The organism is Rahnella contaminans, from assembly GCF_011065485.1.
Lineage (GTDB): Bacteria > Pseudomonadota > Gammaproteobacteria > Enterobacterales > Enterobacteriaceae > Rahnella > Rahnella contaminans.
This window is the reverse complement of record NZ_JAADJS010000002.1, coordinates 562,750-586,800: the sequence shown is the minus strand read 5'-3', so window position 1 is coordinate 586,800 and position 24,051 is coordinate 562,750. Positions and strand designations below refer to the sequence as shown.

The window sequence follows — 24,051 nt, the reverse complement described above, 5'->3', positions numbered from 1 at the left end:
TTCATATTACGGCACGCTCCGGAAGACGAAAGAAAACGAATGCAACAATCTTACGAAATATTTCGATCGCTGTCACGAATTCTGTAAAACGCTATTGTTTGGCTTTCGAAATGATATGAGTATCTTCGAAAACAAACGGAGGCCAAAATGAAAGATATTATCGAAAAACATAAGCAAGGCGAAAGTACCGGGATTTGTTCTGTCTGCTCTGCACATCCATTGGTGATCGAGGCCGCCTTGCGGGAAGATCTCCGCACCGATCGTAAAGTGTTGATCGAAGCCACCTCTAATCAGGTGAACCAGTTTGGTGGCTATACAGGAATGCTGCCGATCGATTTTCGCGATTTCGTTCTCGCGATTGCGGAAAAAGTCGGATTCCCGGTGCAGCGACTCATTCTGGGAGGGGACCACCTGGGGCCAAACTGCTGGCAAAATGAGGATGCTGAAAGTGCAATGTCTAAGGCAGAGGTGCTGATAGCGCAATATGTTGAAGCAGGTTTCAGCAAGATCCATCTGGACGCCTCAATGTCATGCAAAGACGATCCGGTTCCGCTTGATCCTTTCGTTGTCGCTCAGCGTGCAGCGCGTTTATGTCAGGTGGCCGAACGTGTTGCAACCCCCCTGCAAAAATGCTCGTTGACCTACGTCATTGGCACCGAAGTTCCGGTCCCTGGCGGAGAAGCTTCTGCTATTCAGCACGTTCATGTGACCGAGTCGAAAGACGCGCAAGCTACGCTCGAAATGCATCATCAGGCTTTCAGGGAAATGGGGCTTGAGGCGGCAATTGAGCGGATCATCGCCGTTGTTGTGCAGCCAGGTGTAGAGTTTGATCATAGCCGTGTGATCCACTATCAGCCGAAACTCGCTGAAGGATTATCGGCTTATATAACAACGACTCCACTGGTTTATGAAGCACATTCAACCGATTACCAAACCCGAGAATCCTATCGTCATCTGGTTAAGGATCACTTTGCCATTCTTAAAGTCGGGCCTGCGTTAACCTTTGCCCTTCGTGAAGCCGTTTTTGCTCTGGCGAATATCGAACAGGTGCTGATCGCCCCCGAATCACGCAGCCAGATACTGACCGTGATCGACGGTGTCATGCTGGACGAACCGGTTTACTGGAAAAAATACTACAACCCGACATTCAGCCTTTCGCTGATCGACCTGCATTTCAGCCTTTCAGATCGCATTCGTTATTACTGGCCCAATGCCCGCATCAACCGGGCTATGGAAGCGCTGCTCGCCAATTTAAAATCAGTAGAAATCCCGCTGGGCCTGTTGAGCCAATATCTTCCTGCGCAATTTGAACGGGTGATGGCGAATAAACTGACCAGCGATCCTCACGAACTGATTATCGATAAAATTCAGGACGTTCTGCGCGCCTACCATTACGGCTGTTCCCTGCAGCCCGTCAGCGCGGAGGCCCGCTGCAATGCTTAACTGCGAAATCTTCGTCAAAACAAATATTGCCTTTACAGATCATCGCGAAGCGCTGGCCCACATCGGAGAAAGCATGGTCAAAGCCGGTGTGGTTGAAAGCACCTACCCGCGGGCGCTTCTGAATCGCGAGGCTGAATTCCCGACGGGCATTCAGCTTGAAGAGCATGCAGTCGCTATTCCGCACTGCGAAGCCAGCCATGCCCGGAGTCCGGCTATCTACCTGATTCGCCCGAATGCTCCCGTTGAATTCTTTCAGGCTGATGATGAAGGCACCGTTTCTGCGTCTCTGATAGTGGCGCTTATCGTCACACATCCGTCAGAACAGCTGAGCTTGTTACGTCAACTTTTCAGTCAACTACAGAAGCCGGAATTTTTAGAAAAACTGCTTACTGCGCCAGAAAATCAGCTGGCATCCCTCTTTGAGCAACAGGTTTTCTTACCGGCTGAAGAGAAAATTTCTCCCGTTTATATCTGAAGCCGTTAGCAACAGAAGCATCTCCTCTACACCTTACTTAAAAACATTAAAACAAAGCATCAAGGAGCCTTACCGTGAAGCGAAAAATCATTGTCGCCTGTGGCGGAGCCGTTGCCACTTCCACTCTGGCAGCAGAGGAAATCAAAGAGTTATGCGCGGCACACAATATTGAAGTGGATCTCGTCCAGTGCCGCGTCACTGAGATCGAAACCTACATGGACGGTGCGCATCTGATTTGCACCACGGCCAGAGTTGACCGCAAGTTCGGCACAATTCCGCTGGTACATGGGATGCCGTTCATTTCTGGCGTCGGCATGGATGCGTTGCGTGAGCAAATACTGACCCTGTTGCAGGAGTAAGCCATGTTTACCGAAATAATGCGCTACATCCTCGACCTCGGGCCGACAGTCATGTTGCCCGGTGTCATCATCATTTTCTCCCTGATATTGGGCATGAAACTGGGGGACTCATTTAAATCAGCCATTCACATTGGCATCGGCTTCGTCGGGATCGGTCTGGTCATTGGCCTTATGCTCGATTCCATCGGACCTGCGGCAAAAGCGATGGCCGAGCATTTTGAAATCAACCTGCAAGTGGTGGATATTGGCTGGCCGGGTTCATCACCGATGACCTGGGCTTCCCAGATTGCGCTGGTTGCCATTCCGATTGCTATCGGGGTGAATATCGTGATGCTGCTGACCCGCATGACACGCGTCGTCAACGTCGATATCTGGAACATCTGGCACATGACATTCACCGGCGCCATGCTGCATCTGGCAACCGGATCATACTGGCTGGGGATCATGGGCGTCGTGGTTCACGCGGCGTTCATCTACAAACTGGGCGACTGGTTTGCGAAAGATACCCGCGATTTCTTCAACCTTGAAGGCATCGCAATCCCGCACGGCTCCTCGGCTTATCTTGGCCCGATTGCCGTGCTGGTCGATACCCTTATTGAGAAAATCCCGGGTCTGAACAAAATCCACTTCAGCGCCGACGATGTTCAGAAACGCTTTGGCCCGTTCGGAGAACCCGTCACCGTGGGTTTTGTGATGGGTCTGATTATTGGTTATCTCGCCGGATATGACATCAAAGGCGTATTGCAGCTGGCCGTCAAAACGGCTGCCGTCATGCTGCTGATGCCGCGGGTGATTAAACCGATCATGGATGGGTTAACACCTATTGCCCGCCATGCCCGTACACGACTGCAAGCCCGTTTCGGTGGACAGGAATTCCTGATTGGTCTGGATCCTGCGCTTCTGCTCGGCCATACCGCCGTCGTATCCGCCAGCCTGATCTTTATTCCATTAACGATTTTGATTGCGGTGCTGGTACCGGGAAATCAGGTTCTGCCGTTTGGGGATCTGGCAACTATCGGTTTCTTTGTGGCGATTGCTGTTGCCGTGCATCAGGGGAACCTGTTCCGCACGCTGATTTCGGGCTGCATCATCATGAGTATTACCCTCTGGATTGCGACGCAGACCATCGACTTGCACACTCAGCTCGCGGCAAATGCCGGTGCTCTCACGGCCGGTGGCCGGGTGGCATCCATGGATCAGGGCGGTTCTCCGATTACCTATCTTCTGATCCAACTTTGTACGCTGAAAAACATCGCGGGGCTCAGCATCATCGGCATCATTTACGCCGTGGGTGTATTCCTCACATGGCGACGCGCCCGTAATTTTACCCGGGCTGAAAAACTGGCAGCGGCTGCACTGGCCAGCGCTTAACCCTCATCCAGGCGGAGAGTTACCTCCGCCTTAAGGAAACAATGATGCAATCTGTAGTTGTACATCAGGGCGGAACAATTACCGTCGAGGAAAAAGCAAATCCTGTATTAAGCGCGCCCGATGATGTGTTAGTTCGCGTTGCGTATTCCGGCCTGTGCGGCTCTGATATTCCGCGTATTTTCGCCAACTCTTCGCATTATTATCCGATCACGCTCGGCCATGAATTCAGTGGTTACGTGGTCAGTACAGGTGGCGAAGTTCATGATTTACAGGAAGGTGATGCTGTGGCGTGCGTTCCTCTTCTCCCCTGCTTCCAGTGTGAAGAATGCAAGAAAGAAGCCTACTCACAATGTAAGCACTACCAGTTTATCGGCTCCCGCCGCGATGGCGGCCATGCGGAATATGTGGTCGCGCCGAGAAAAAATCTCTTCCGGCTGCCGGAAAACGCTTCTCTGTTGCAGGGCGCATTTCTGGAACCGATCACCGTAGGTTTACACGCACTGAAACTGGCCGGTGGTTGTGAAGGCAAAGAAGTCGTCGTGATTGGTGCGGGGACGATCGGTCAGTTGATCATTCAGGCCGCAAGCGCCCTGGGTGCGCGTTCCGTGACCGCCATAGACATCAACCCTCAGCGGCTGGCGCTTGCTCTGGAAACCGGTGCAAGCCATAGCTTCAACAGCGCCATGCTGAACGCTGACGAAATCCGCCAGCAAAGTCAGGAGCGTCGTTTTAATCAGCTGATTATCGAAACCGCTGGTACGCCGCAAACCGTCGCGCTGGCTCTCGACATTGCGGGCCCGAAAGCGCAGGTCGCGCTGGTCGGTACGCTGCATAAAGATCTGACCCTGAATGTGACAACCTTCAGCCATATCTTGCGTAAAGAGCTGACGTTACTCGGCAGCTGGATGAATTATTCCGCGCCCTGGCCCGGCAGTGAATGGCAGCTGGCAACGCAGCTTTTCGCGGAACAGAAAATAAATCTGACACCACTCATTGGCTGTCTTGGTGACCCGGAGGAATTTGCCAAGGAAGTTACCGCCCTGAAAGGAAAACCTATGGCGGGCAAAATCCTGCTGGATTTAACAAGGAGCTAAATTCATGTATCTGATCTCAAACAGAGAAATGCTGCTGGCGGCGCAGCGCGAAGGTTATGCGGTTCCGGCATTCAATATCCACAATATGGAAACGGTACAGGTTGTGGCCGAAACGGCGGCCGCGATGAGCTCTCCGGTGATACTCGCCGGAACGCCCGGCACATTCAGTTATGCGGGAACCCGGTACCTGATTTCGATATGTCAGGAAGCGGCACGGAAAAACCGTATTCCGCTGGCACTGCATCTTGATCATCATGAGGAACTGGAAGACATCGGGACGAAAGTCCGCTCGGGGATCCGATCCGTCATGATCGACGCCTCACATTTTCCGCTGGCAGAAAACATTGAAAAGGTGCGCGATGCGGTGCGTTTATGCCATGCCTTTGACGCGAGCGTAGAGGCCGAACTCGGGCGGCTTGGCGGGCAGGAGGACGATCTGGTCGTTGAGGAAGGCGACAGCTTCTTTACTGATCCGGTTGTCGCCAGGCACTTTGTGGAATCCACCCGCATCGATTCGCTGGCGGTCGCCATTGGTTCAGCACACGGCTTATATCTGGGCACGCCCAAACTGGATTTCCGCCGTCTGGAGCAAATTCGTCAACGGGTCGATATTCCCCTGGTGTTGCACGGCGCGTCCGGGATCCCGGATGACATGATCCATGAGGCGATTGCGCTGGGGATCTGCAAAGTCAATGTGGCGACAGAGTTGAAAATTGCCTTTGCCGATGCAGTGAAAGACTATTTTACAGCGCATCCTGACGCGAACGATCCGCGCAAATATATCGTTCCCGGAAAGCTGGCTATGCAAAAAGTAGTGGAGGAAAAGATAAAAGTCTGTGGCAGCGCTGGCCGTTTATAACGGGGAATAGGTTTATAACCAGCATGAGGTTTACCGCCTTAATGAATTTAAAGCGGAGGTTTTTTCTCCGCTTTTCAACTCTTTGGCATCTCACCGGTTGCAGCCCAATCACCATTCTGATTTTATGGAAAGCTCTCTGATAGTGAAATGGAAAAGATAATGACAACCCTCAACCACTTTGGCCAGCCCGTGGGCGACGCCCTTCCCGACTGGCAGCCTCGTGAACGTCCGTCACGCGTTCAGCTTAACGGCACCTGGTGTCGCCTTGAGCCACTGAGTTGCGAACTCCACAGCCAGGATCTGTTTAACGCCTGGCACAGCATTGATAACGGCAGTGACTGGACCTATCTTTCTGTTGACCGTCCGGCAACGCAGGCTGAATGCGATCTGTTTATTTCGCAGCAGGTCAAAAGTGAAGATCCGTTGTTTTTCGCCGTTGTGGATAACGCTACAGGCCGTGCCGTTGGCAGCGTATCGCTGATGCGCATCGACCCGGTGAACGGTGTTGCGGAAATTGGTTGGGTAAACTGGTCACCGCTGATGAAACGCACGCGTTTCGGCACGGAAGCGATTTATCTGCTGCAACGTTATCTGTTCGATACGCTGAAATACCGCCGCTGCGAATGGAAATGCCACAGCCTGAATGAACCCTCTAAACAGGCAGCATTACGCTTTGGTTTTCAGTACGAAGGTACATTCCGTCAGGCTATCGTCCTGCGAAGCCACAACCGTGATACCTGCTGGTATTCAGTCATCGACAGCGAATGGCCAGAATCTAAAACGGCATTTGACCGCTGGCTGAGCGCCGATAACTTCTCTGCTGAAGGTCAGCAGAAGCAGCGTCTGGAAGAACTGCGTAAATAAAAACATAGCCCGCGGAATTCACTGACGCGGGCACTTTCTTTGCTTAGCGAATTTACACGGCAGACAGCAACGTAATGTCCGGCCACGCATAAATGATATTTCGCGAACGCCAGATCGGCCCGGAGTCGGTATACCGCCCCGCTTCGCGGCCACCCAGCGCACTGTAAAAACGGATTGCCGGTTCGTTGCCTTCCACTACGCCCAGCCCGACGCTGCGATATCCCGCGGTAATAAGATGCTGAGCCGCTTTACTGATTAACCGTTTACCGAGGCCCTGACGTTTAAAATCGCCGGAAACATACAGGAATTTGATTTCGGCCATCTCGCCAAAATCAGGGTTAGATGACGCCGAGGCAAGGCAAAAACCGGCCAGTTTTCCGTTTACTTCTGCCAGAAAAATACCCTGCCCCACAGCGGGATGATCAAACTTATCCTGCCAGAAAGCTTTACGACGTTGCACATCCAGCGCAGCGAATGCCTCCGCCGGGGCCAGTTTGCAGTAGGTTTCACGCCAGATAGCGACGTGCAATCTGGCGAGTTCATCAATATCTTCTGGCGCAGCTTCGCGCAAAGAAAAAGCAGGCACGGCGTCCCTCGTCATCAAAAAATCCGGTGGCAGAAAAGTCAGCTGAGTATAGTCAGGCTTTTTCTTCCCGAGCTAACAATGAACGCTTTCTTTCCACGCCCCAGCGGTAGCCGGAAATATTCCCGTCTGTTTTCACGACGCGATGGCAGGGAATGGCAACGGCCAGCAGGTTCGCCGCACAGGCACCGGCAACGGCGCGAACGGATTTTGGCGAGCCAATTTTGCGGGCGATATCAGCGTAGCTGGCAGTCGTTCCGGCTGGAATATCGCGCAATGCCTGCCAGACGCGCTGCTGAAAAGCCGTACCGCGAATATCCAGTGGCAAATCCAACCCGATTTGCGGCTGTTCGACAAAGCCGACGATCACGGCAATACGCTGCTCAAAATCAGGATCGCTTCCCACTAGTTCAGCCTGCGGAAAACTGTTTTGCAATTCAGCGATCAACTTTTCCGGATCATCGCCCAGCAAAATGGCGCAAATTCCACGCTGGCTTTCAGCCACTAGAATCTCGCCCAGCGAAGAATGCCCGATGGCAAACCACACGCGAACATCACGGCCACCGGCACGGAATGACTGCGGCGTCATGCCCAGCACTGTGCCCGACGTTTCATAAAACCGGCCATCGGATGAATACCCGGCGGAGTGAACCGCTTCGGTCACTGTCGCCGCATCGGCCAGCTTTTCACGAACGCGGCGCGTGCGCTGCGCCTGCTGATATTCTTTTGGCGTCACACCGGTTTGGGCTTTGAAAATACGATGAAAATGGTAAGCGCTGATGCCGACTTCTGCCGACAGCTGGTTCAGCGTGAGCATTTCGGTTGACTGTTCAAGCAGCCGGCATGCCTGTGCCACGCGCTGAGCGTGAAACTGCGCCAGTGAAATAAGCCCCTGACGGCAGCGTTTGCACGGGCGGAAACCGGCCTGTTCGGCAGCTTCGGCATTGTCGTAGAATTCAATATTTTGCGGATTTGGCTGGCGTGATGGACAGGAAGGCGCGCAGTAAATACCGGTGGTTTTTACCGCATACACAAACTGGCCGTCGGCCTTCGCATCGCAACTGACAACCGCCTGCCAGCGCGGATCCTGCGCCTGATGACTTTCCGCACTTCCCGATAACGCTTCGTGACGAACTTGCTCTTTAGCTGACATGGTCTGCCTCACATTTCCCGACGGGATGATTCACAGCTTATGCTCTGAAATCACCGTGCGCCCTCCGGCGCTTGCTTTCTCATTCAACCCGCCGTTTTCAGCCTCCAAAGGGCGCTGAAGGCGTATCAAGGATCAACTGATAAAAGGCCAGATCCAGCCAGCGGTCAAATTTCCAGGCAGCCTGTTTAATCGTTCCGGTGTGGGTAAATCCGTTCTTCTCATGCAACGCAATGCTGCCACCGTTTGCCGCGTCGATCGCACCAATCAGTGTATGGACATCGCGCTCGCGTGCCGCGTCAATGAGTGCATTGAGCAACACTTTTCCCAGCCCTTTTCCACGATGACTTTTGTGAATATAAATAGAGTGTTCGACAGAATATTTATACGCTGGCCACGCGCGAAACGTGCCGTAACTGGCGAATCCCAGCAACGTCCCTTCTTCATCCTCGAGGCCGATAACCGGGAAATTATTGATCAGTTTAGTGGCAAACCATGAGGTCATACTGTCGATATGGCGCGGTTTATAATCATATAAAGCCGTTGAAGTGATAATGGCATCATTAAAAATATCCAAAATCGGCACCGCGTGCTGATGTTCATTACAGGCAATCAGTTTCATCAGATGTTCCCCTTCGCTTCCGTTATGGTTTAATTTCCACTATAGTGGATTAAATTCCACAAAAGTAAACAACGGAACGCCTGATATGTCAATCGACCAGTTGATCGCTACACGTCTGCAATCATTACGAAAAACTCAGGGGCTGAGCCTCGAACAGTTGGCAAACAATTCCGGGGTCAGTAAAGCGATGATTTCGAAAATTGAACGGCAGGACAGCAGCCCGAGCGCCAGCCTTCTGGGGCGTCTGGCGGCCAGCCTCGGCGTGTCGCTGGCACAGTTGCTTTCAGAAGAAAACCCGCAGCCCGCCCCGCTGCGCCCGCAGGCGAATCAGGAAGTCTGGCAGGATCCGGATATTGGTTATCTGCGCCGCCAGGTGACCGCGCATGAAAAAAATGGTGCGCCCGAACTGGTGGAAATTACCCTTCCAGCCGGAGCGCGCGTCAGCTATCCCGGCTGGCATCAGCAGGCTTACAAGCAGCGCCTGTGGATGGTAGAAGGCACGCTGGATATCCGTTACGGGGATGAAAACTACGCGATGGCCACCGGTGATGCCCTGACGTTTGGCGTCGATTTGCCTATCACATTCACTAATCCGGGTTCGCAGCCTTGTCGCTATCTGCTCGTTATGAGCGACAAATAGCGTCTGCGTTTTCAATCAGCGCCAGTGCGCGATCCCGCTGGCGCCAGAAGCGCGTGGTCATCATCAGCCACATCTCGGGCGACGTATTTTCTCGGGCTGACGCCAGCTCCTGAAAGCCGGGAAACGCGCCGCCGCGATAACTCAGATCATAGTGAAAATCATCAACCGAGCTGTAACGCAGGCGATGTAAATCCGCGATGACACGCTTTAACTGCGCCTGCCAGACGAGCGGATCCGCCATCCAGCGTGTCGTCAGTTTCTCCAGTTCAGGTTGCAATTCCCTGAGTTTTTCAGCCACCGGCGCGAGGTCGAATTCCGGTGAAATAACCGTGATCAGCTCCCTGAGGGAGTGCTGCAAACTGTCAAGATACGCCAGCGGATCCAGCGGTAGCACGGGCTGCGTCAGTAAAACTTCCAGCCAGTGCGCGTGAATTTGCGTATCGCGCCAGAGAATATTCAGGTCCACTTTGTCGTAAGTATCCGCTTCAGTGTGCCACCACCAGCCGCCACCGCTGCCCGGTGACTGCGTCGTTTTTTCCTGAGGCACTTCGCGGAAGGCAAAATGCAGCGGTAAACCGCAGCCCCAGAATGACTGGTCGCCGCCTTTTCCCAGCGCGGTAATGCGCAGCGCCGGTTCGCCGGTCACGGCTTCAACGGCGGCGTTTAAGAACGCATGCGATTCAGAACCGCTGGCATTCAGCACCACATTGACGGCGTCCAGACATCCCGGCGAATCCACGTTGATATGCGCCACACAATGTTGTTTCAGCTGCTGGCGGTAACGGTCGGCGTACCACGTCGAGCCGCCATAACGGGCATTGGAATGCCCCGGCCACCAGATAATCCGCAGCCCGCGCAACAACGTCTCGCGCTGCTGATAAAAATGGATCGCCATCGCCAGACACAACGCATTGCCGGTCGCGTTATCTGTCACGCCCTCATGCCAGGAATCGTAGTGGGAAGACAGCAATACAAACTCCGGGCTGCTGCCGGGAATATCCACCACCGGCATGCTGCATTCGGCGACGTGATAATTCAGCTGTGTGGCCATTTTCACGGTCATCCGCGGGTTATTCTGAAGCTCTGCCAGCAGCCGCTGGCCGCCCTGCTGATTGACTGAAATCACCGGCAGGCGCGGATAACGCAAAAAATCATCCGGCTCCGGCGTGCCCCAAACCGGCCCGACAGTTTCTTCATGCAGTGCGGATTCCGCAGAACCCCAGATATGGATCAGCCCGAGCGCACCGGCGGCACACAGCCGTTGCACGTAATCTTCAAAGCCCTGACCGGCGATCACGATTTTGCCTTTTACGTTCTGCGCCCACGCTTTCCACTGTAGATCGCTACGCGGCGCGCAGGCTTCTGCGTCATAAAAAGCCAGCCCTTCCACGCCCTGCGGGCAATGCGCAGAAAATGAACGGGTTTTCGCTTCACAGCGCCAGCCGGGTTTGCCGGACAATTCCAGGCTGCCGGCCAGCGGATCACTGAGATACAACGGGCAATGCATCAGGCGCGCATCCAGCCCCTGTTCCTGCAATAACGACACCATCCGATGCGCCGCCAGTTCAGCATCATCACAACCGGAAAGCCTGTGCAGCGAGGAAAACTCGTGCAACAGGCCGTCCATCAGCGGCAGTAAATGTTCACGAACCGGCGGACGCAGAGGCATTATTGGGCTTTCCCTTGCTGATGAACGGACATGTCCAGCGGGCCGAAATATTTCACCTTGATCTTCTCCCAGGTGCCGTCAGCCTTAATTTTTGCCAGCCCGTCGTTGAGCAACGCTTTGATTTTGGCGTCGTCTTTGCGCACGCCGTAGGAGGAGCCGACGCTGAATATTTTGTCGTCACGCACTTCCGGGCCGGTCAGTTCGAAGTTTTTACCTTCCGGCTTATTGAGGAAACCGAAGGTCACGGCGACCGCCGGGCTGAGCGCGCCGTCTAAACGCCCGGCGACCAAATCCTGATAGATCGTATCCTGATCGGCATAAGCCACCACATCGACGCCTTTCGGCTGCCAGAAGGTATTGGCGTACATTTCCTGAATCGATCCCTGCTGAACCGCAATGCGTTTACCCTGCAACGATTCCGGCGTCGGCATCAGCGGGCTGCCTTTTGCCACCACCAGCCTGGTCGGAATGTGATACACGAAATCACTGAAGTCGATCACTTTACGACGTTTTTCTGTCGCACCTTGTGGCGAAATAAAATCGACTTTTTTGGCAAGCAGGGAAGGAATTTCGGCGTCAAAACTGCTGACCACGAACTCGCATTTCACTTTCATCACGTCGCAGATGGCGTTGGTGATATCAATTTCAAAACCGGTCGGCGTCCCGCTGGCGTCACGGTACTGGAATGGGGGATAGCCCATGTCGGCGGCGACGCGCAGGGTTTCACCGTCAGCGTGAGCCATCGCGCTGCCAAAGGTCAGTGCCAGAACGGCAGCCGCCAGTGTTTTTTTCATCATTATTCTGTCCTCTCTTCCCAAAGTTATTGTTTTGACTGCCAGTTTGAAAATTCTTCTCTGACTGCGCGGAGCTTTGTGTCGTCCTGACATAAATCGAGAGCCGTCATCGCCAGCGCTTTGGCGGCCTGTAACATGCCCTGCAAACCGGCTTCTGAACCGGTGGCAACCGCGAATTCCGGCGTGTGAGGAAGGACATCGCCGATACGGATATACGGGTGGATTGCCGCCGTTATCTGGCTGACGTTGCCGATATCGGAGGAACCGATGCCGCCGTTCAGCGGAGGCGGGACGACCTCAACGCCGATTGATTCCAGATTTTGCTGGAAGAATCCGGCCAGCGTGAGGTTGTTGTTGCGTTCGGCATAGGTCAGCCCTTCTTCGATTTCCAGCCGCGCGCCGGTCATCAGCGCTGCGCCGCGTGCCGCATCGAAGACTTTTTGCTTCACGGCGGCCAGCCCTTTCACGGTGTCGGCGCGCATCAGGAATTTTGCTTCGCTGTAGGCGGGAACGATATTGGTGGCGCTGCCGCCGTCGGTGATGATGCCGTGAACGCGCACATCGTCGGTGAAAAGCTGACGTAACGCGTTGATCCCGTTGAAAGTGTGGATGACCGCATCCAGCGCGCTGATACCGTTTTGCGGCGCGGACGCCGCATGCGCCGCTTTACCATGAAATTTAAAGACGGCATCGACACACGCCAGCCCGCCGCGCACCACCATGGTTTTATCGCGTGGATGGAACATCATCACCGCATCGGCATCGTCAAAAATGCCTTTGTCGCTGAGGATAATTTTGCCGCCGCCTTCCTCTTCCGCCGGTGTACCGATCACTTCCAGCCTGCCCGTCAGAAACTGCGAAACCTGTTTCAGCGCCAGCGCTGCCGTCACAGAAGCCGTGCCGATCAGGTTATGTCCGCAGGCATGGCCCAGATTGACCAGCGCGTCATATTCGGCCAGTAACGCAATCACCGGCCCCGGTTTACCACTGTCATAAGTGGCGCGGAATGCCGTCGGCAAGCCGCCCAGTTCTTCTTCAATCTCAAAACCTGCCGCACGCAGGGGCGCAATGAGCGCCGCCGCAGAATTCACTTCTTCAAAACTGAGCTCCGGATTGGCATGAATGTTCAGCGCCAGCTCCGTCGCCTGAGCCGCCAGTAAATCGACGGCAGCGATAATCTGCGCCTTTTGTTCTTCTGTAGTGCAAACCGACATGTTTTATTCCCTGCGATGGTGCAAAGCCAAAAATTATTTTCTGACATCGTGAATTGGCCGTTGCGTTGTTTTGCCTCTATGCCTCCCAGAAATAGGGCTTTTAGGGATTTTGGTCAAATTGAGCCTTTTTATCTGTTGCCCTTTTTACGCAAAAATTATTTTATGGTATTCGACTTTGCGGGCAGTACTCCGGGGAAATCCATGAACGAAAAAGACTGGCTGATTTTGCGCGCCGTATATCAGCATAAAAATATTACCCGCGCGGCGGAGCAGCTTTACACCTCGCAGCCCGCCCTGAGTTATCGCCTGCGTCAGATCGAACGCAAACTGGCTATCCGTTTATTTGAAGAAGGGCAAAAGGGGCTGGTTTTCAGCGCGCAGGGGGAATATCTCGCGCAGCACGCGGTGACCGTACTCAGCGATTTACAACAACTGAAACTCAATCTGCACAGCCTGGATCAGGCGCAACAAGGGGAAATCTCGCTCGGCGTTTCCAGCAATTACGCGGCATATCGTCTGCCGCCTTTGCTGAGCCAGTTTCGCCAGACGCATCCGGGGATCCGCGTCAGCCTGATGAGCGGATTCAGCGAGGATATTATTCAAAAGCTGCTGCGCGGCGAGATTGATATGGCGCTGGTGAAAGATGATTTTAACTGGAAGGAAGGTAAGCACCTGATTGAAGAAGATGACTATGTGCTGGTGAACAGTCAGGATTTTGATTTTGCGCTGCTTCCGCACATGCCGCAGATAAAAATCCATCACGGCGCGCACGTCACGCAGCTGATTGAACGCTGGTGGAATGCCAATTTCTCGCACGCGCCGAACATCACGATGGAAGTCGATAAGCTCGAAGTGTGTATGGCAATGGTGGAGCACGGGCTGGGCTACGCGATTGTCGCCACATATTTACCGCTGCCGGAGCATTTTTACCGGCGGCCCGTCAGCGTCGATGGCACGACGGTGAAGAACCGCACCTGGCTGCTGCACCGCCATAACCTCAATGCCACGCCATATAGGCAGGCGTTTATTCATCTGTTACAGACGGCGCAACAAGGGCTGACGCCGCGCTGATCAGAGATCTAACGTGCCGTCGATCAGCGTGCAGGTATCGCCGCCAATCCACGGTTCGCCGTCCACGAAAGTGACTGTCACACGGCCATCGCGCTGAAGTTTTGTGCCCTGACGGACGCGGTAACTTTCGGCCATATGCGCACCGTCCGGGAATCCCCCGGCTTTCAAAACCCGCGCCAGACAGGCATTCGCGCTGCCCGTGACGGGATCTTCTTTCAGCACGCCGTCTTCGTCGATCAGCGCCCGCACTTCATAATCTGCCGGGCCGTTTTTATCGTGCAAACCGTAAACCGCAATGCCGTTCACGCCGAGGCGCGTTTGCAGCTCGCTGATGGCCGCTGCGTCAGCCGTGATATTCAGGCAATCCTGCGCGCTTTCCATGCGCACAACCAGCCAGATAATGCCCATGTCAGCCGCCACCGGCGTGACGTCAGCCTGAATTTTGCCACCGCGCAGCGCGGTCGCCAGCAACGCATTGTGTTCAGCCCCAAGCGGTTTCATTACCGCCGGCGGTGCAGAAAACGCCTGCCCGCCTTCGGACAACTGATTAACCTGAACCAACCCGACGCCGCATTCCTGTATCAGATGCCCCGGATTTTTAGGCTTCAGGCCGCTTTGCAACAACGCGTACGCCGTGCCCAGCGTCGGATGTCCGGCAAACGGCAACTCTTTGTCGGTGGTAAAAATACGGACGCGGTAATCGGCATCCGGCGATTCCGGTTTAAGCACAAAAGCGGTTTCCGCAAGATTGGTCCAGCGCGCCATGGCGAACATTTCGGCGTCGGTCAGCCCTTCGGCATCGAGGATTACGGCCAGTGCATTGCCTTTCAGCGGTTCAGCGGTAAACACATCAACTTGTTTAAAACGGCGCAGGCGGGTCATAACGGATCCTTTTGTTCATCTTTTGGAAACGAGCGAAGTGTCTGAGTCTATGAAGTTTTGTTTCTATTTTCGAGAAAAATGTCAGCTTGCGGTGGCTGGCCTATGCTTAAAGCACTTCACTGTCTTTTCTAAAACACATAAGGAACAGAAAGATGCCCGCGAAGGATTTGATTGGTATTGGCATCGGCCCGTTTAATCTGAGTCTGGCCGCCATGGCGAGGGATACCGCGAAACTTAACACGGCTTTTTTTGATGCCAACCCGGAATTCAGCTGGCATCCCGGCATGTTATTGCCAACGGCCACCATGCAGACCTACGTTTTGCAGGATCTGGTGACGACGGTAGCACCGCGCAGCGAATTCTCCTTTATCAACTATCTGGTTGAGCAGAAGAAGATTTACCGTTTTCTGGCGACAGAACAACTGATCATCAGCCGCGATGAATTCTCAGATTATCTGCGCTGGGCGTGTGACCGCATTCCCGGTCTGCATTTTTCCGAGCCGATTGAGCGTATTGATTTCGATGATAAAAAGCAGGAATTTGTGGTGCAGAGCGATAAAGGCGAGCACCGCGCGCGCAACATTTGCCTCGGCACCGGCCATGCGCCGTGGATCCCCAAACCGGCACGCGCGGCGCTGGGGGAAAACTGTTTCCACGCGGCTGAAATTGAATTGCGTGAACCAGATTTCACCGGCAAACGCGTCATTGTGGTCGGCGGTGGCCAGAGCGGCGCAGACATTATTCTCAATGCCCTGGGCGGGCACTGGGGTGAATTCGCGGAACTGAGCTGGTTGTCACGACGCCCGAATTTTCAGCCGCTGGATGAGTCGATTTTCACTAATGAATATTTCACGCCCGAGTATGTGAATTACTTCTACACGCTCCCCGAAGACGTGCGTGAGCAGGAGATCAGAACGCAGAAACTGCCTTCCGATGGCATCAGTTATCACACGCTGGAAGACATTTATAAGCAGCTGTATCACCGGTTTGACGTGTTGCATCAGCCGCGCAACGTGCGTTTACTGCCGCACCGCGCGCTGGATCATATCGTTCGCAACGCTTCCGGGGATTTCAGTTTGCAGGCGAAACACGGGCTGGAGAAATCCGAGGAACATTTCAGCGGCGATATCGTCATTCTCGCCACGGGTTATCGCCCCGGTTTGCCGGATTATCTCGCGCCAATGCTCAACAGAATTCCGTACGATCGCGAACAACATTTGCCGTTGCTGCCTAACTTCAACCTGCGCTGGGACGGCCCGGAACAGAACCGGATTTACGCGGTGAATGCCGGTATCCACAGCCACGGCAGCGCCGAAGGCCAGTTGACACTGACTGCGTGGCGCTCGGCCAAAATCCTGAACCATCTGCTGGGCGAACCGCATTACGATCTGCGCCCGGTGCCGTCGCTGGTGCAGTGGTGGTCTGGCGAATAGCAGCCACAAAAAAGCGGAGCACAAGACTCCGCTTTCATTTTTGTTTGACTCGCCGTTTTATCTACACGTAGAAGTAGATCGCCATAAAGTGGCAGGCGCTGCCGCCCAGCACAAAACCGTGCCAGATGGCGTGACCGAAACGGAAGCGTTTTGATGCATAGAAGATGACGCCCAGCGTGTACACCACGCCGCCCACAGCCAGTAACGTCACACCGCCAGGAGACAATTTGGTCGCCAGCTGATAAATCACAATCAGCGACAGCCAGCCCATGGTCAGGTAGGTGATCAGCGAAAGCACTTCAAAACGGTGCGCAAACGCCAGTTTGAAAATTACGCCAAACAGCGCCAGGCCCCAGATGACCGCCATCAGCCCTTTCGCCAGGGGAGAATTCAGCCCGATCAACAGGAACGGCGTGTAAGTTCCGGCAATCAGCAGATAAATCGCGCAGTGATCGAGTTTTTTCAGCCAGTATTTGGCTTTCTGATGCGGAATGGCGTGATACAACGTGGAGGCCAGATACAGCAAAATCATGCTGCCGCCGTACAAACTATAACTGGTGATCGCCATTGCGCTGGCGTTTACGCTGATCGCCTGCACCAGTAACAAGACCAGGCCGACAATCCCAAACACCAGCCCGACGCCGTGACTCAGGCTGTTGGCAATTTCTTCAGCCCACGGATATCCCTGTGGTGATGACTTACCCATACGATGAGAACCCTCGAGGCAAAACAATAAAATAACGTTAATCCGGCACTGTTTATAAATTACGCCGACAGGCAGATTAACTGAGAATGATTCCAGTGTACACCTGTAAGCCTAAATTGAGTATTTCCTGATGTAACAGTCTCTTAGCGGGATCATCATTTCAGTCAACCTCTTTCTGGAATCCCTTCAATTCATTCACTTTGTTTATAATTCCTCCGTGTGACATTCTGAAGACAGCGCCATTTTCCGCACCCAAAAACATGATTTTTTGTCATCAACCGATTAAGGTGTACCGGAAATCTCTGATAATGCTCTTCATAATGCCGTCAATTTGACTAAGGTTTGACTATGTCCGTAGCAACTTCCCCGCTGAATTTTGGCGCAATGACCGAAGTTTTTCAGTTCCTGATGGAAATCGACAAGTTGAAAAGCGTGCAACGTCGCACCAAAGTGTTAGGCACTGAGCGTCAGGAAAACTCTGCGGAACACAGCTGGCATTTCGCCGTGGCAGCCATGTCACTGGCACCTTTCGCACCGGAAGGCGTGGATATCAATAAAGTCATCCGCATGGCGCTTATCCACGACATCGTCGAAATCGATGCCGGTGACGTGCTGGTATACGATCTCGCTGCCCGTGCGGCGGTGCATGATCAGGAAATCATTGCTGCAAAACGCCTGTTCGGCCTGCTGCCTGCGCCGCTGAGCACACAATTTCTGGATCTGTGGAACGAGTACGAAGCCGGAGAAACCCCGGAAGCGCGGTTTGCGCTGGTCATTGACCGCGTCATGCCGATGGTCATGAACCTGAACAATCAGGGTCAGAGCTGGGTGGAGAACAATATCCGTCTGGAGCAGGTTTTAGCCCGCAATGCCTTTATCGCCGATATCCACCCGGAACTGTGGCTGCATATCCGCGGCCATCTTGATAACGCCCATCAGCAGGGCTGGCTGAAGTAATATAATCCTCCCCTTCACAGGGGAGGACGTTTAAAAAATTTACTTCGGTACCGTCAGCGCCGTTGATTCCACATAAGGTTTCATGATGGTGTCTGCATCTTTCTGTGCCTGCGCCGCCGCCGCTTCCGGTGTCACTTTTTCGTCGTTTACCAACGCAGCCAGCTGGTTTTCCATTGCCTGTCGAACCGCCACGGTTTCATAGGTCGCATACCACGGATAAGCGTATTTCAGCTGCTCCAGTGCAATCGACGCACGCGGGTCTTTTGCCAGATAATCTTTCATTTCCGGCGTGTCATAAGACGCCATACGCGGTGAAAAATAACCGGTAAATCGGCTCCAGGCACCGTTCACTTTCGGACTGACCAGATATTGCATGAACTGGTATGCCGCTTTTTTCTGATCGTCGGAAATCCCTTTAAAGCTCACCAGACTCGCGCCACCAATAGTCACTGCGTTACGCACTTTGGAAGGCATCATCGCCACCCCCAGCTCGAAATCTTTGGTGTTTTCACGCATAAAGCCCAGCGCGCCGGTGCTCAGCATCGCCATACCCAGTTTGCCAGAGAAGAACGCTGCGCTGATTTGTTTGGAATTCAGCACGCCTGAAGGCATCACTTTGTCGCGATAAACCAGGTTCTGCCAGAAGTGCAGTGCGCCCAGCGTGGACGGTTTGTCGTAATACACTTCGCCCGGGTAATCGGCGTTGTAATACTGCCCGCCGTTGGCACGCACCAGCGCGGATAAAATCCAGCCGCCGTAGTCATCGTTAGTCGATGGCAACATGATGCCCCACTGGCCTTTCGCCGAATCCGTCAGCTTTTTCGAATCTGCCAGCAATTCATCCCAGTCTTTCGGTGGCGCGGTAATACCCGCCCGGGCGAACATCGTTTTGTTGTAATACAAAATTGGCGTCGAGTTATGGAACGGAATGGCATACGTCACGCCGTTCACCTGCGCATTCTGGCGCATGGCGGGCCAGAAGTTTTGCGTCAGGAATGGCGTGGCTTTCTGATCGCCGAATTTGAACAGTTCGTCCATCGGCAGAATTTCATTTTTGATCGCCAGATCTGCCGTGAAGTTAGCAGACATGATCACCAGCGCCGGTGGCTGGCCGGATTTCGCCGCCGCTTCCGCTTTCACTTTGGTGGTGTCGTAACTGCCGGTAAAAATGCCGCGCACTTCGACATCATTTTGTGACTGGTTGAACTCTTTGATAACGCGGGTCATTTCCATGGTCAGCTTGCCGTCAACCGGCGCAGGGAACATGAAATCGATATTTTCTTTGGCGAAGGCGCTGCCTGTGGCAATGAAGCCAATGGCGAGCGTCAGTGCGTGAACTTTACGCATGATGGTGATTCTCCCGGTGCAGGTTCTGCTGGTTTTGGCCTGAAAAAAGATGAAGGTCGTGCAAAGAGAAATGCAAAGTGATGCGGTCGCCGGGTTGTGGGATCTCCCCGACGTTTTCCCGCAGCTGGTTTTTACGAACGTAACGAATTTTCCCCAGCGCAGTGTCGGCGTGGCAGAGATACTCCGCGCCGAGCAGTTCGCGATAGGTCAGTGTGGCCTGCAATTGCAGGCTTTCGCCATCCACCGGGCGGTCGCTGAGGTGTTCGGGTCTGATGCCCAGATACACTTCAGTAAGCGCCTGCGCGTGGTCAGTCTGCGGAAGACGCACCGGCTGATTTTCGACTGTCAGCACGCCTGCGGCGCACGGCAGCAGAAAAAGATTCATCGACGGTGTGCCGATAAATCCGGCGACAAATAAGTTAGCCGGATGCGCGTACAGCGCTTCCGGCGCGCCAATTTGTTGCAGATGGCCCTTATCCAGCACGGCGATCCTGTCCGCCATGGTCATGGCTTCCATCTGGTCGTGCGTAACGTAAACGGTGCTGGTTTTTAGCTGCTGATGCAGCTGCATAATCCCATCGCGGACTTCGGTACGCAGGCGCGCATCGAGGTTCGACAGCGGTTCATCCATCAGGAAAAGCTTCGGATCGCGCACTATCGCGCGGGCCATCGCCACGCGCTGACGCTGTCCGCCGGACAATTTGCCCGGTTTACGTTTGAGCAACGGCTCCAGCTGCAATAATCCGGCCACGCGATCGACACGCGCCTTGTGCTGATCTTTCGGCTCGTTGCGCATCCGCATACCGAACGTGATGTTCTGCTCAACGGTCATGTGCGGGAACAGCGCGTAGTTCTGAAATATCATCGAAAAATTACGTTCGCGGGGCGGCAAACCGGAGATGTCATTACCGTCGAGCATAATGCGCCCGTCGCTGACCTCTTCCAGACCGGCCAGCAAACGCAGCAGGGTACTTTTGCCACAACCCGACGGCCCGACCAGCACCAGAAATTCGCCGTCGGCAATCTCCAGCGACAGATGATTCACCGCCGTGCTGCCTTCAAACTGTTTGGTAATATTTTCCAGACGAATACCCGACATCATTGCTCATCCACCGGACAACTGATTTGTGCATCGTAAAGATACGGCCCCGGATATTGCGACAGCGGATGCAGATAACTGACCAGCCCGGTGTTATCCACCAGACGGTGCATGACGCAGGCCGCCGGTTCGAGGTTATAGAACGGCGCGGGATTATGATGGTAATACGGCACCTGATGCACAGTACCGGGAATGGTGGTGATGATCGCCTGTTTGTACTGGGTGAAAATCAGGCGGTGCGTATGGCCGCAGAACACGCGAACCAGCGACGGGAAGCGGTCAATCAGAGCCAGCAGCTGGTCGCCGTTTTCGCAGGAAATCGCGTCCATTTGCGCCGAACCAACTTTTACCGGCGGATGGTGCATAAACACCGCCGTCGGTTTCCCGCCGCCCTGCTCCAGCTGACCTTCCAGCCACGCCAGCGTTTCCAGCGTCAGGAACCCTTTTGATTCACCGGCCAGGCTGGAATCCACAAACAGCAGACGCATCGGGAAATCGTCGATGGCATAACGCATATTTTGCGGATCGGTGCCTAGCTGCGGACACAGCGGATGCAGCGCTTCCAGAAACTGCACTTTGTCATCGTGATTGCCGGGAATGATAAACAGCGGATAGCGCAGATTGCCCAGCGTGCGGCGCGCAACTTCATATTCCTGCGGCAGGCCACAGTTGACGATATCGCCGGTGATCACCACCGCATCCGGTTGTTCTTCCAGCGCATTGAGCTGGCTGACCACTTCGGCGTTACAGCCGTTCACATCGATAAAGTCATACAATTTGCGACCATGGCTGCGAAAGTGCATGTCGGAAATCTGAGCTAAAAACATGGATGACTCCTTTATTTAATGCCCGAGAAGCCAAAGCTTTTCAGGAACTGTTTCTGAAAAATAATGAACGCCAGCATCAGTGGCAGGCACACCATCAGCGTTCCGGCAGTAATCAATCCCCACTGGCCGCCCGATTCCGCGCCCATCGCGAAGGACACCAGCCCGACGGTGAGCACCTGTTTATCCGGATCGTTAAGCACCATCAGCGGCCATAAATATTCATTCCAGTGATAGGTAATGCTGACGGTCGCAAAGGCGAGAATGGCGGGCCATGACATCGGGATCAGCACGCGGAACACCACCTGCCACCAGCGGCAGCCTTCCATCAGAGCAGCTTCTTCGATTTCACGGGGAATACTGAGAAACGCCTGACGCATCAGGAACACGCCAAACGCTGAGGCGAAGTACGGCATCATTACGCCGGTCAGGGTGTTGAGCAGCCCGAACTGTTTGAGGATCATCATGTTCGGCACCATCATGATGACCGGCATGATCATCAGCTGGATAAGCAGCAGGTAGAACAGCGCCTGTTTGCCGCGAAATTCGTGATACGCGAAGACGTAACCGGCGGTGGTGATGGTCACCAGCTGAACCAGAAACGTGCCGAAGGAGAAGAAGATCGTATTGGCGTAAAGCCTCAGCCAGTCAGCGCTGTCCCATGCCTCACGGAAGTTTTGCAGTGTCAGCGGAAAGCGCGGCAGTAACGAGGCCATATCCGGCGAAAAGCTGCTTTCGCTGAACGCCGACGACAGCATCCACAGGAACGGTGCCATCCACAAAAACGCCGCGCACAGCAGTAAAACCGGCAATGTCGAACGACGCGCACCGCGCAATAACATCGACGGCGAACGCGCACCCGCCTGCGATTTTTTACCGGTCATCACCGGCGCTTCAGATGTTTCAACGCTCATAGTGAGCTCCTTTTTCCAGCACACGGAGATTCAGCATCGAAAAACCAAACAGCAGCACCAGCGTGAGGAAAGTCGCCGCCGAGGCCTTGCCTAAATCGTGGGTGTCATTGGCGAGACTCTGGATGTAATACAGCAGCACGGTGGTGGCATTATTCGGCCCGCCCTGCGTCATCACCGCGACGTGGTCGATCTGGGTAATGGAATAAATCAGCGCAATAGTGACCACAAAACTGATGGTCGGGCGCAGCAGCGGCAGGGTGACATAGAAGAAAACCTGAGGGCGCGACGCCCCTTCCATCAGCGCCGCTTCACGGGCAGAAGCGGGAATCGACTGCAATCCGGCGAGGAAAAACAGCATGTAATACCCGGCAAATTTCCATACACCGATAACGCTCAGGGCAATCAGCGCGCTGTTGCTCATGCCGAGATAGTTGTTATTCATCGGCCCGAACATTTTCGCCAGGGTGTAATCCAGCAGCCCCATGCCGGGCATAAAAATGAACAGCCACAGGGTTGCTGCGCTGACCAGCGGGATAATCATCGGAAAGAAAAACGCGGTACGCAGCCAGCGGTTGAGCGAAGTGTTTTCCCACAGCGCAACGGCCAGCAGCAGCGCCAGCACGATACCGGGCACGACGGTCATCAGGATGTAAGCCAGATTATTGAGCAGCGCACGCCAGAAAACGGGATCCTGCACCAGACGCAGATAGTTTTGCAGACCGACAAACGGCGGTGCGTCCGACGACAGATGGCTGTCAAACAGGCTGTCCATCGCTGACTGGAATAAAGGGTAATAGGTGAACAAAAACAGAAAAATCAGCGTCGGCAGCAAAATAAGATAAGGAAACAACGTGCGGCGCATTACAGGATACCGGTCAGCGAAATAAGGTGCCTATCCTGTCCTGCCTATGTGTCAGTTACATGGCGGAAGTGTGATGGTTATTTGAATGAAAAATGAGCGAATGTTACTGAACAAATAGGATGAAAAGACCGCCGTATTGCCGTCCTTAAAATCGTTACCCCTGAACTCATGACCTCGCCAGCGCGTTCCCGGCTTTTTCCGACAACTCAAACAAAGCAGGCAAAACATGCGCCGTAGCTTTGATGTACGCGCTCACCTGCGCCACACCTTCCGGCGGCAAAAGCTCCCCGCTTTCCAGACCTTCGCTCAGACAGAGCAAACCACGGCAAAGGCCTTCGGCAGATTCAGAGGCGACCGCGCCAAGATCATAAAGCTGGGGTTCGGTGAAGTTGCTGAGATCCATATCGGAAATCAAAGTGCGAAAAGCGGTGATGGAGTTTTCAGGGTATTGGGTTTCGGTTGTTGTCATGATGATCATTCCATTACCAGATTTAAGTTTCATCACGCCTTCAGGTTCCAAATTAAAGGAGTGTCTCAGACAGGTTTGGAACTCCGGATCTAGCGACCGGCCAATCATAAAGATTGCCCTGCCTGAGCCACGAATTGAAGTGTGCACGTAGCCGCTGAAAAAAAACAAATTTTTTCAGTTCCAGATATTCGGAGTTCCAAGTCCGGCTACGGATTTTGCCGCAGCGAGGTGACTATATTCCGATGATTTTGCCAATGAAACAGACTGTATGGATTTACAGGAAGTTACTTTGATAATTGGAAGGCGTCTCTCAGGAATGACTCCTGCTCGCCCCCTGTCAGGAAGAATTG

At 53.9% G+C, this 24,051-nt stretch carries 25 protein-coding genes; 11 read left to right on the top strand and 14 right to left on the bottom strand.

What is annotated here, in order from left to right; translation table 11 throughout:
• The first annotated feature begins 147 nt into the window (after window positions 1-147).
• The 7 genes from gatZ (at window position 148) to GW579_RS11780 (ending at window position 6,465) form a co-directional block, all read left to right on the top strand.
• Window positions 148-1,443 (top strand): tagatose-bisphosphate aldolase subunit GatZ, encoded by a 1,296-nt coding sequence (gatZ, locus tag GW579_RS11810; RefSeq protein ID WP_165059227.1) that lies wholly within the window; start codon window positions 148-150, stop codon window positions 1,441-1,443.
• The gene (gene gatA, locus GW579_RS11805; RefSeq protein ID WP_165059225.1) at window positions 1,436-1,918 is read left to right on the top strand and encodes a PTS galactitol transporter subunit IIA; all 483 of its coding nucleotides are present in this window, start codon (window positions 1,436-1,438) and stop codon (window positions 1,916-1,918) included. The genes gatZ and gatA overlap by 8 nt, the downstream gene beginning before the upstream one ends.
• A 74-nt stretch (window positions 1,919-1,992) precedes the next feature.
• The gene (gene gatB, locus GW579_RS11800) at window positions 1,993-2,277 is read left to right on the top strand and encodes a PTS galactitol transporter subunit IIB (protein ID WP_152327799.1); all 285 of its coding nucleotides are present in this window, start codon (window positions 1,993-1,995) and stop codon (window positions 2,275-2,277) included.
• 3 nt (window positions 2,278-2,280) lie between these two features.
• On the top strand, window positions 2,281-3,648 hold the full coding sequence (locus GW579_RS11795; RefSeq protein WP_165059223.1) for a galactitol-specific PTS transporter subunit IIC: 1,368 nt from the start codon (window positions 2,281-2,283) through the stop codon (window positions 3,646-3,648).
• Between the two features lie 44 nt (window positions 3,649-3,692).
• On the top strand, window positions 3,693-4,742 hold the full coding sequence (gatD, locus tag GW579_RS11790; RefSeq protein ID WP_165059717.1) for a galactitol-1-phosphate 5-dehydrogenase: 1,050 nt from the start codon (window positions 3,693-3,695) through the stop codon (window positions 4,740-4,742).
• Between the two features lie 4 nt (window positions 4,743-4,746).
• Window positions 4,747-5,601 carry a tagatose bisphosphate family class II aldolase gene (locus GW579_RS11785; protein WP_165059221.1) on the top strand — a complete coding sequence of 285 codons (855 nt, stop codon included), beginning with the start codon at window positions 4,747-4,749 and terminating at the stop codon, window positions 5,599-5,601.
• Window positions 5,602-5,760: 159 nt separating this feature from the next.
• Window positions 5,761-6,465 carry a GNAT family N-acetyltransferase gene (locus GW579_RS11780; RefSeq protein WP_165059220.1) on the top strand — a complete coding sequence of 235 codons (705 nt, stop codon included), beginning with the start codon at window positions 5,761-5,763 and terminating at the stop codon, window positions 6,463-6,465.
• A 52-nt stretch (window positions 6,466-6,517) separates the two neighbouring features.
• Here GW579_RS11780 and GW579_RS11775 read toward each other — a convergent pair whose 3' ends face one another.
• From GW579_RS11775 to GW579_RS11765, 3 genes are all read right to left on the bottom strand, one after another.
• Window positions 6,518-7,066, bottom strand: coding sequence for a GNAT family N-acetyltransferase (locus GW579_RS11775; protein WP_206738864.1), 549 nt, complete (start codon window positions 7,064-7,066; stop codon window positions 6,518-6,520).
• Between the two features lie 37 nt (window positions 7,067-7,103).
• Window positions 7,104-8,201, bottom strand: coding sequence for a bifunctional DNA-binding transcriptional regulator/O6-methylguanine-DNA methyltransferase Ada (gene ada, locus GW579_RS11770; protein ID WP_165059218.1), 1,098 nt, complete (start codon window positions 8,199-8,201; stop codon window positions 7,104-7,106).
• Window positions 8,202-8,298: 97 nt separating this feature from the next.
• Window positions 8,299-8,820, bottom strand: coding sequence for a GNAT family N-acetyltransferase (locus tag GW579_RS11765; RefSeq protein WP_152327794.1), 522 nt, complete (start codon window positions 8,818-8,820; stop codon window positions 8,299-8,301).
• 85 nt (window positions 8,821-8,905) lie between these two features.
• On the opposite strand from GW579_RS11765, the gene GW579_RS11760 reads away from it, so the two are divergent.
• The gene (locus GW579_RS11760) at window positions 8,906-9,460 is read left to right on the top strand and encodes a helix-turn-helix domain-containing protein (protein ID WP_165059216.1); all 555 of its coding nucleotides are present in this window, start codon (window positions 8,906-8,908) and stop codon (window positions 9,458-9,460) included.
• On the opposite strand, the gene GW579_RS11755 is transcribed toward GW579_RS11760, so the two are convergent.
• Genes GW579_RS11755 through GW579_RS11745 form a run of 3 tightly spaced genes read right to left on the bottom strand, consistent with a single transcriptional unit; the run spans window position 9,444 to window position 13,137 of the window.
• Entirely contained in the window at window positions 9,444-11,129 is a 1,686-nt protein-coding gene (locus GW579_RS11755) for a M28 family peptidase (protein WP_165059214.1), read from the bottom strand. The genes GW579_RS11760 and GW579_RS11755 overlap by 17 nt on opposite strands.
• On the bottom strand, window positions 11,129-11,926 hold the full coding sequence (locus GW579_RS11750) for a transporter substrate-binding domain-containing protein (protein ID WP_152327791.1): 798 nt from the start codon (window positions 11,924-11,926) through the stop codon (window positions 11,129-11,131). The genes GW579_RS11755 and GW579_RS11750 overlap by 1 nt, the downstream gene beginning before the upstream one ends.
• Before the next feature lie 23 nt (window positions 11,927-11,949).
• Complete coding sequence (locus tag GW579_RS11745; RefSeq protein ID WP_165059212.1) at window positions 11,950-13,137, bottom strand: M20 family metallopeptidase; 1,188 nt, start codon at window positions 13,135-13,137, stop codon at window positions 11,950-11,952.
• Window positions 13,138-13,338: 201 nt separating this feature from the next.
• On the opposite strand from GW579_RS11745, the gene GW579_RS11740 reads away from it, so the two are divergent.
• A complete protein-coding gene (locus GW579_RS11740; protein ID WP_165059210.1) occupies window positions 13,339-14,208 on the top strand; it encodes a LysR family transcriptional regulator in 870 nt (289 codons plus the stop codon).
• Here the strand turns inward: GW579_RS11740 and GW579_RS11735 are convergent, their stop codons facing one another.
• The gene (locus GW579_RS11735) at window positions 14,209-15,090 is read right to left on the bottom strand and encodes a PhzF family phenazine biosynthesis protein (protein WP_165059208.1); all 882 of its coding nucleotides are present in this window, start codon (window positions 15,088-15,090) and stop codon (window positions 14,209-14,211) included.
• A 152-nt stretch (window positions 15,091-15,242) separates the two neighbouring features.
• Here GW579_RS11735 and GW579_RS11730 point away from each other — a divergent pair, with 152 nt between their 5' ends.
• Entirely contained in the window at window positions 15,243-16,523 is a 1,281-nt protein-coding gene (locus GW579_RS11730) for a lysine N(6)-hydroxylase/L-ornithine N(5)-oxygenase family protein (protein ID WP_165059207.1), read from the top strand.
• 61 nt (window positions 16,524-16,584) lie between these two features.
• Here GW579_RS11730 and trhA read toward each other — a convergent pair whose 3' ends face one another.
• Window positions 16,585-17,229 carry a PAQR family membrane homeostasis protein TrhA gene (gene trhA, locus GW579_RS11725; RefSeq protein WP_152327786.1) on the bottom strand — a complete coding sequence of 215 codons (645 nt, stop codon included), beginning with the start codon at window positions 17,227-17,229 and terminating at the stop codon, window positions 16,585-16,587.
• Between the two features lie 348 nt (window positions 17,230-17,577).
• Between trhA and GW579_RS11720 the strand changes: the two genes are divergently transcribed.
• Entirely contained in the window at window positions 17,578-18,186 is a 609-nt protein-coding gene (locus tag GW579_RS11720; RefSeq protein WP_165059205.1) for an HD domain-containing protein, read from the top strand.
• Between the two features lie 39 nt (window positions 18,187-18,225).
• Here GW579_RS11720 and GW579_RS11715 read toward each other — a convergent pair whose 3' ends face one another.
• The 6 genes from GW579_RS11715 to GW579_RS11690 form a co-directional block, all read right to left on the bottom strand.
• Window positions 18,226-19,533: an ABC transporter substrate-binding protein gene (locus GW579_RS11715; protein ID WP_165059203.1), complete on the bottom strand. Its 1,308-nt coding sequence runs from the start codon at window positions 19,531-19,533 to the stop codon at window positions 18,226-18,228.
• Window positions 19,526-20,632, bottom strand: a complete 1,107-nt coding sequence (locus tag GW579_RS11710; protein ID WP_206738898.1) for an ABC transporter ATP-binding protein — start codon at window positions 20,630-20,632, stop codon at window positions 19,526-19,528. The genes GW579_RS11715 and GW579_RS11710 overlap by 8 nt, the downstream gene beginning before the upstream one ends.
• Window positions 20,632-21,459 carry a phosphodiesterase gene (locus GW579_RS11705; RefSeq protein ID WP_165059199.1) on the bottom strand — a complete coding sequence of 276 codons (828 nt, stop codon included), beginning with the start codon at window positions 21,457-21,459 and terminating at the stop codon, window positions 20,632-20,634. Before GW579_RS11705 ends, GW579_RS11710 begins: the two co-directional genes overlap by 1 nt.
• A gap of 11 nt (window positions 21,460-21,470) precedes the next feature.
• Window positions 21,471-22,370 carry a carbohydrate ABC transporter permease gene (locus GW579_RS11700; protein WP_165059197.1) on the bottom strand — a complete coding sequence of 300 codons (900 nt, stop codon included), beginning with the start codon at window positions 22,368-22,370 and terminating at the stop codon, window positions 21,471-21,473.
• A complete protein-coding gene (locus tag GW579_RS11695; protein WP_165059195.1) occupies window positions 22,360-23,232 on the bottom strand; it encodes a carbohydrate ABC transporter permease in 873 nt (290 codons plus the stop codon). The genes GW579_RS11700 and GW579_RS11695 overlap by 11 nt, the downstream gene beginning before the upstream one ends.
• A 166-nt stretch (window positions 23,233-23,398) precedes the next feature.
• A complete protein-coding gene (locus tag GW579_RS11690) occupies window positions 23,399-23,701 on the bottom strand; it encodes a hypothetical protein (protein ID WP_165059193.1) in 303 nt (100 codons plus the stop codon).
• Window positions 23,702-24,051: the final 350 nt, after the last annotated feature.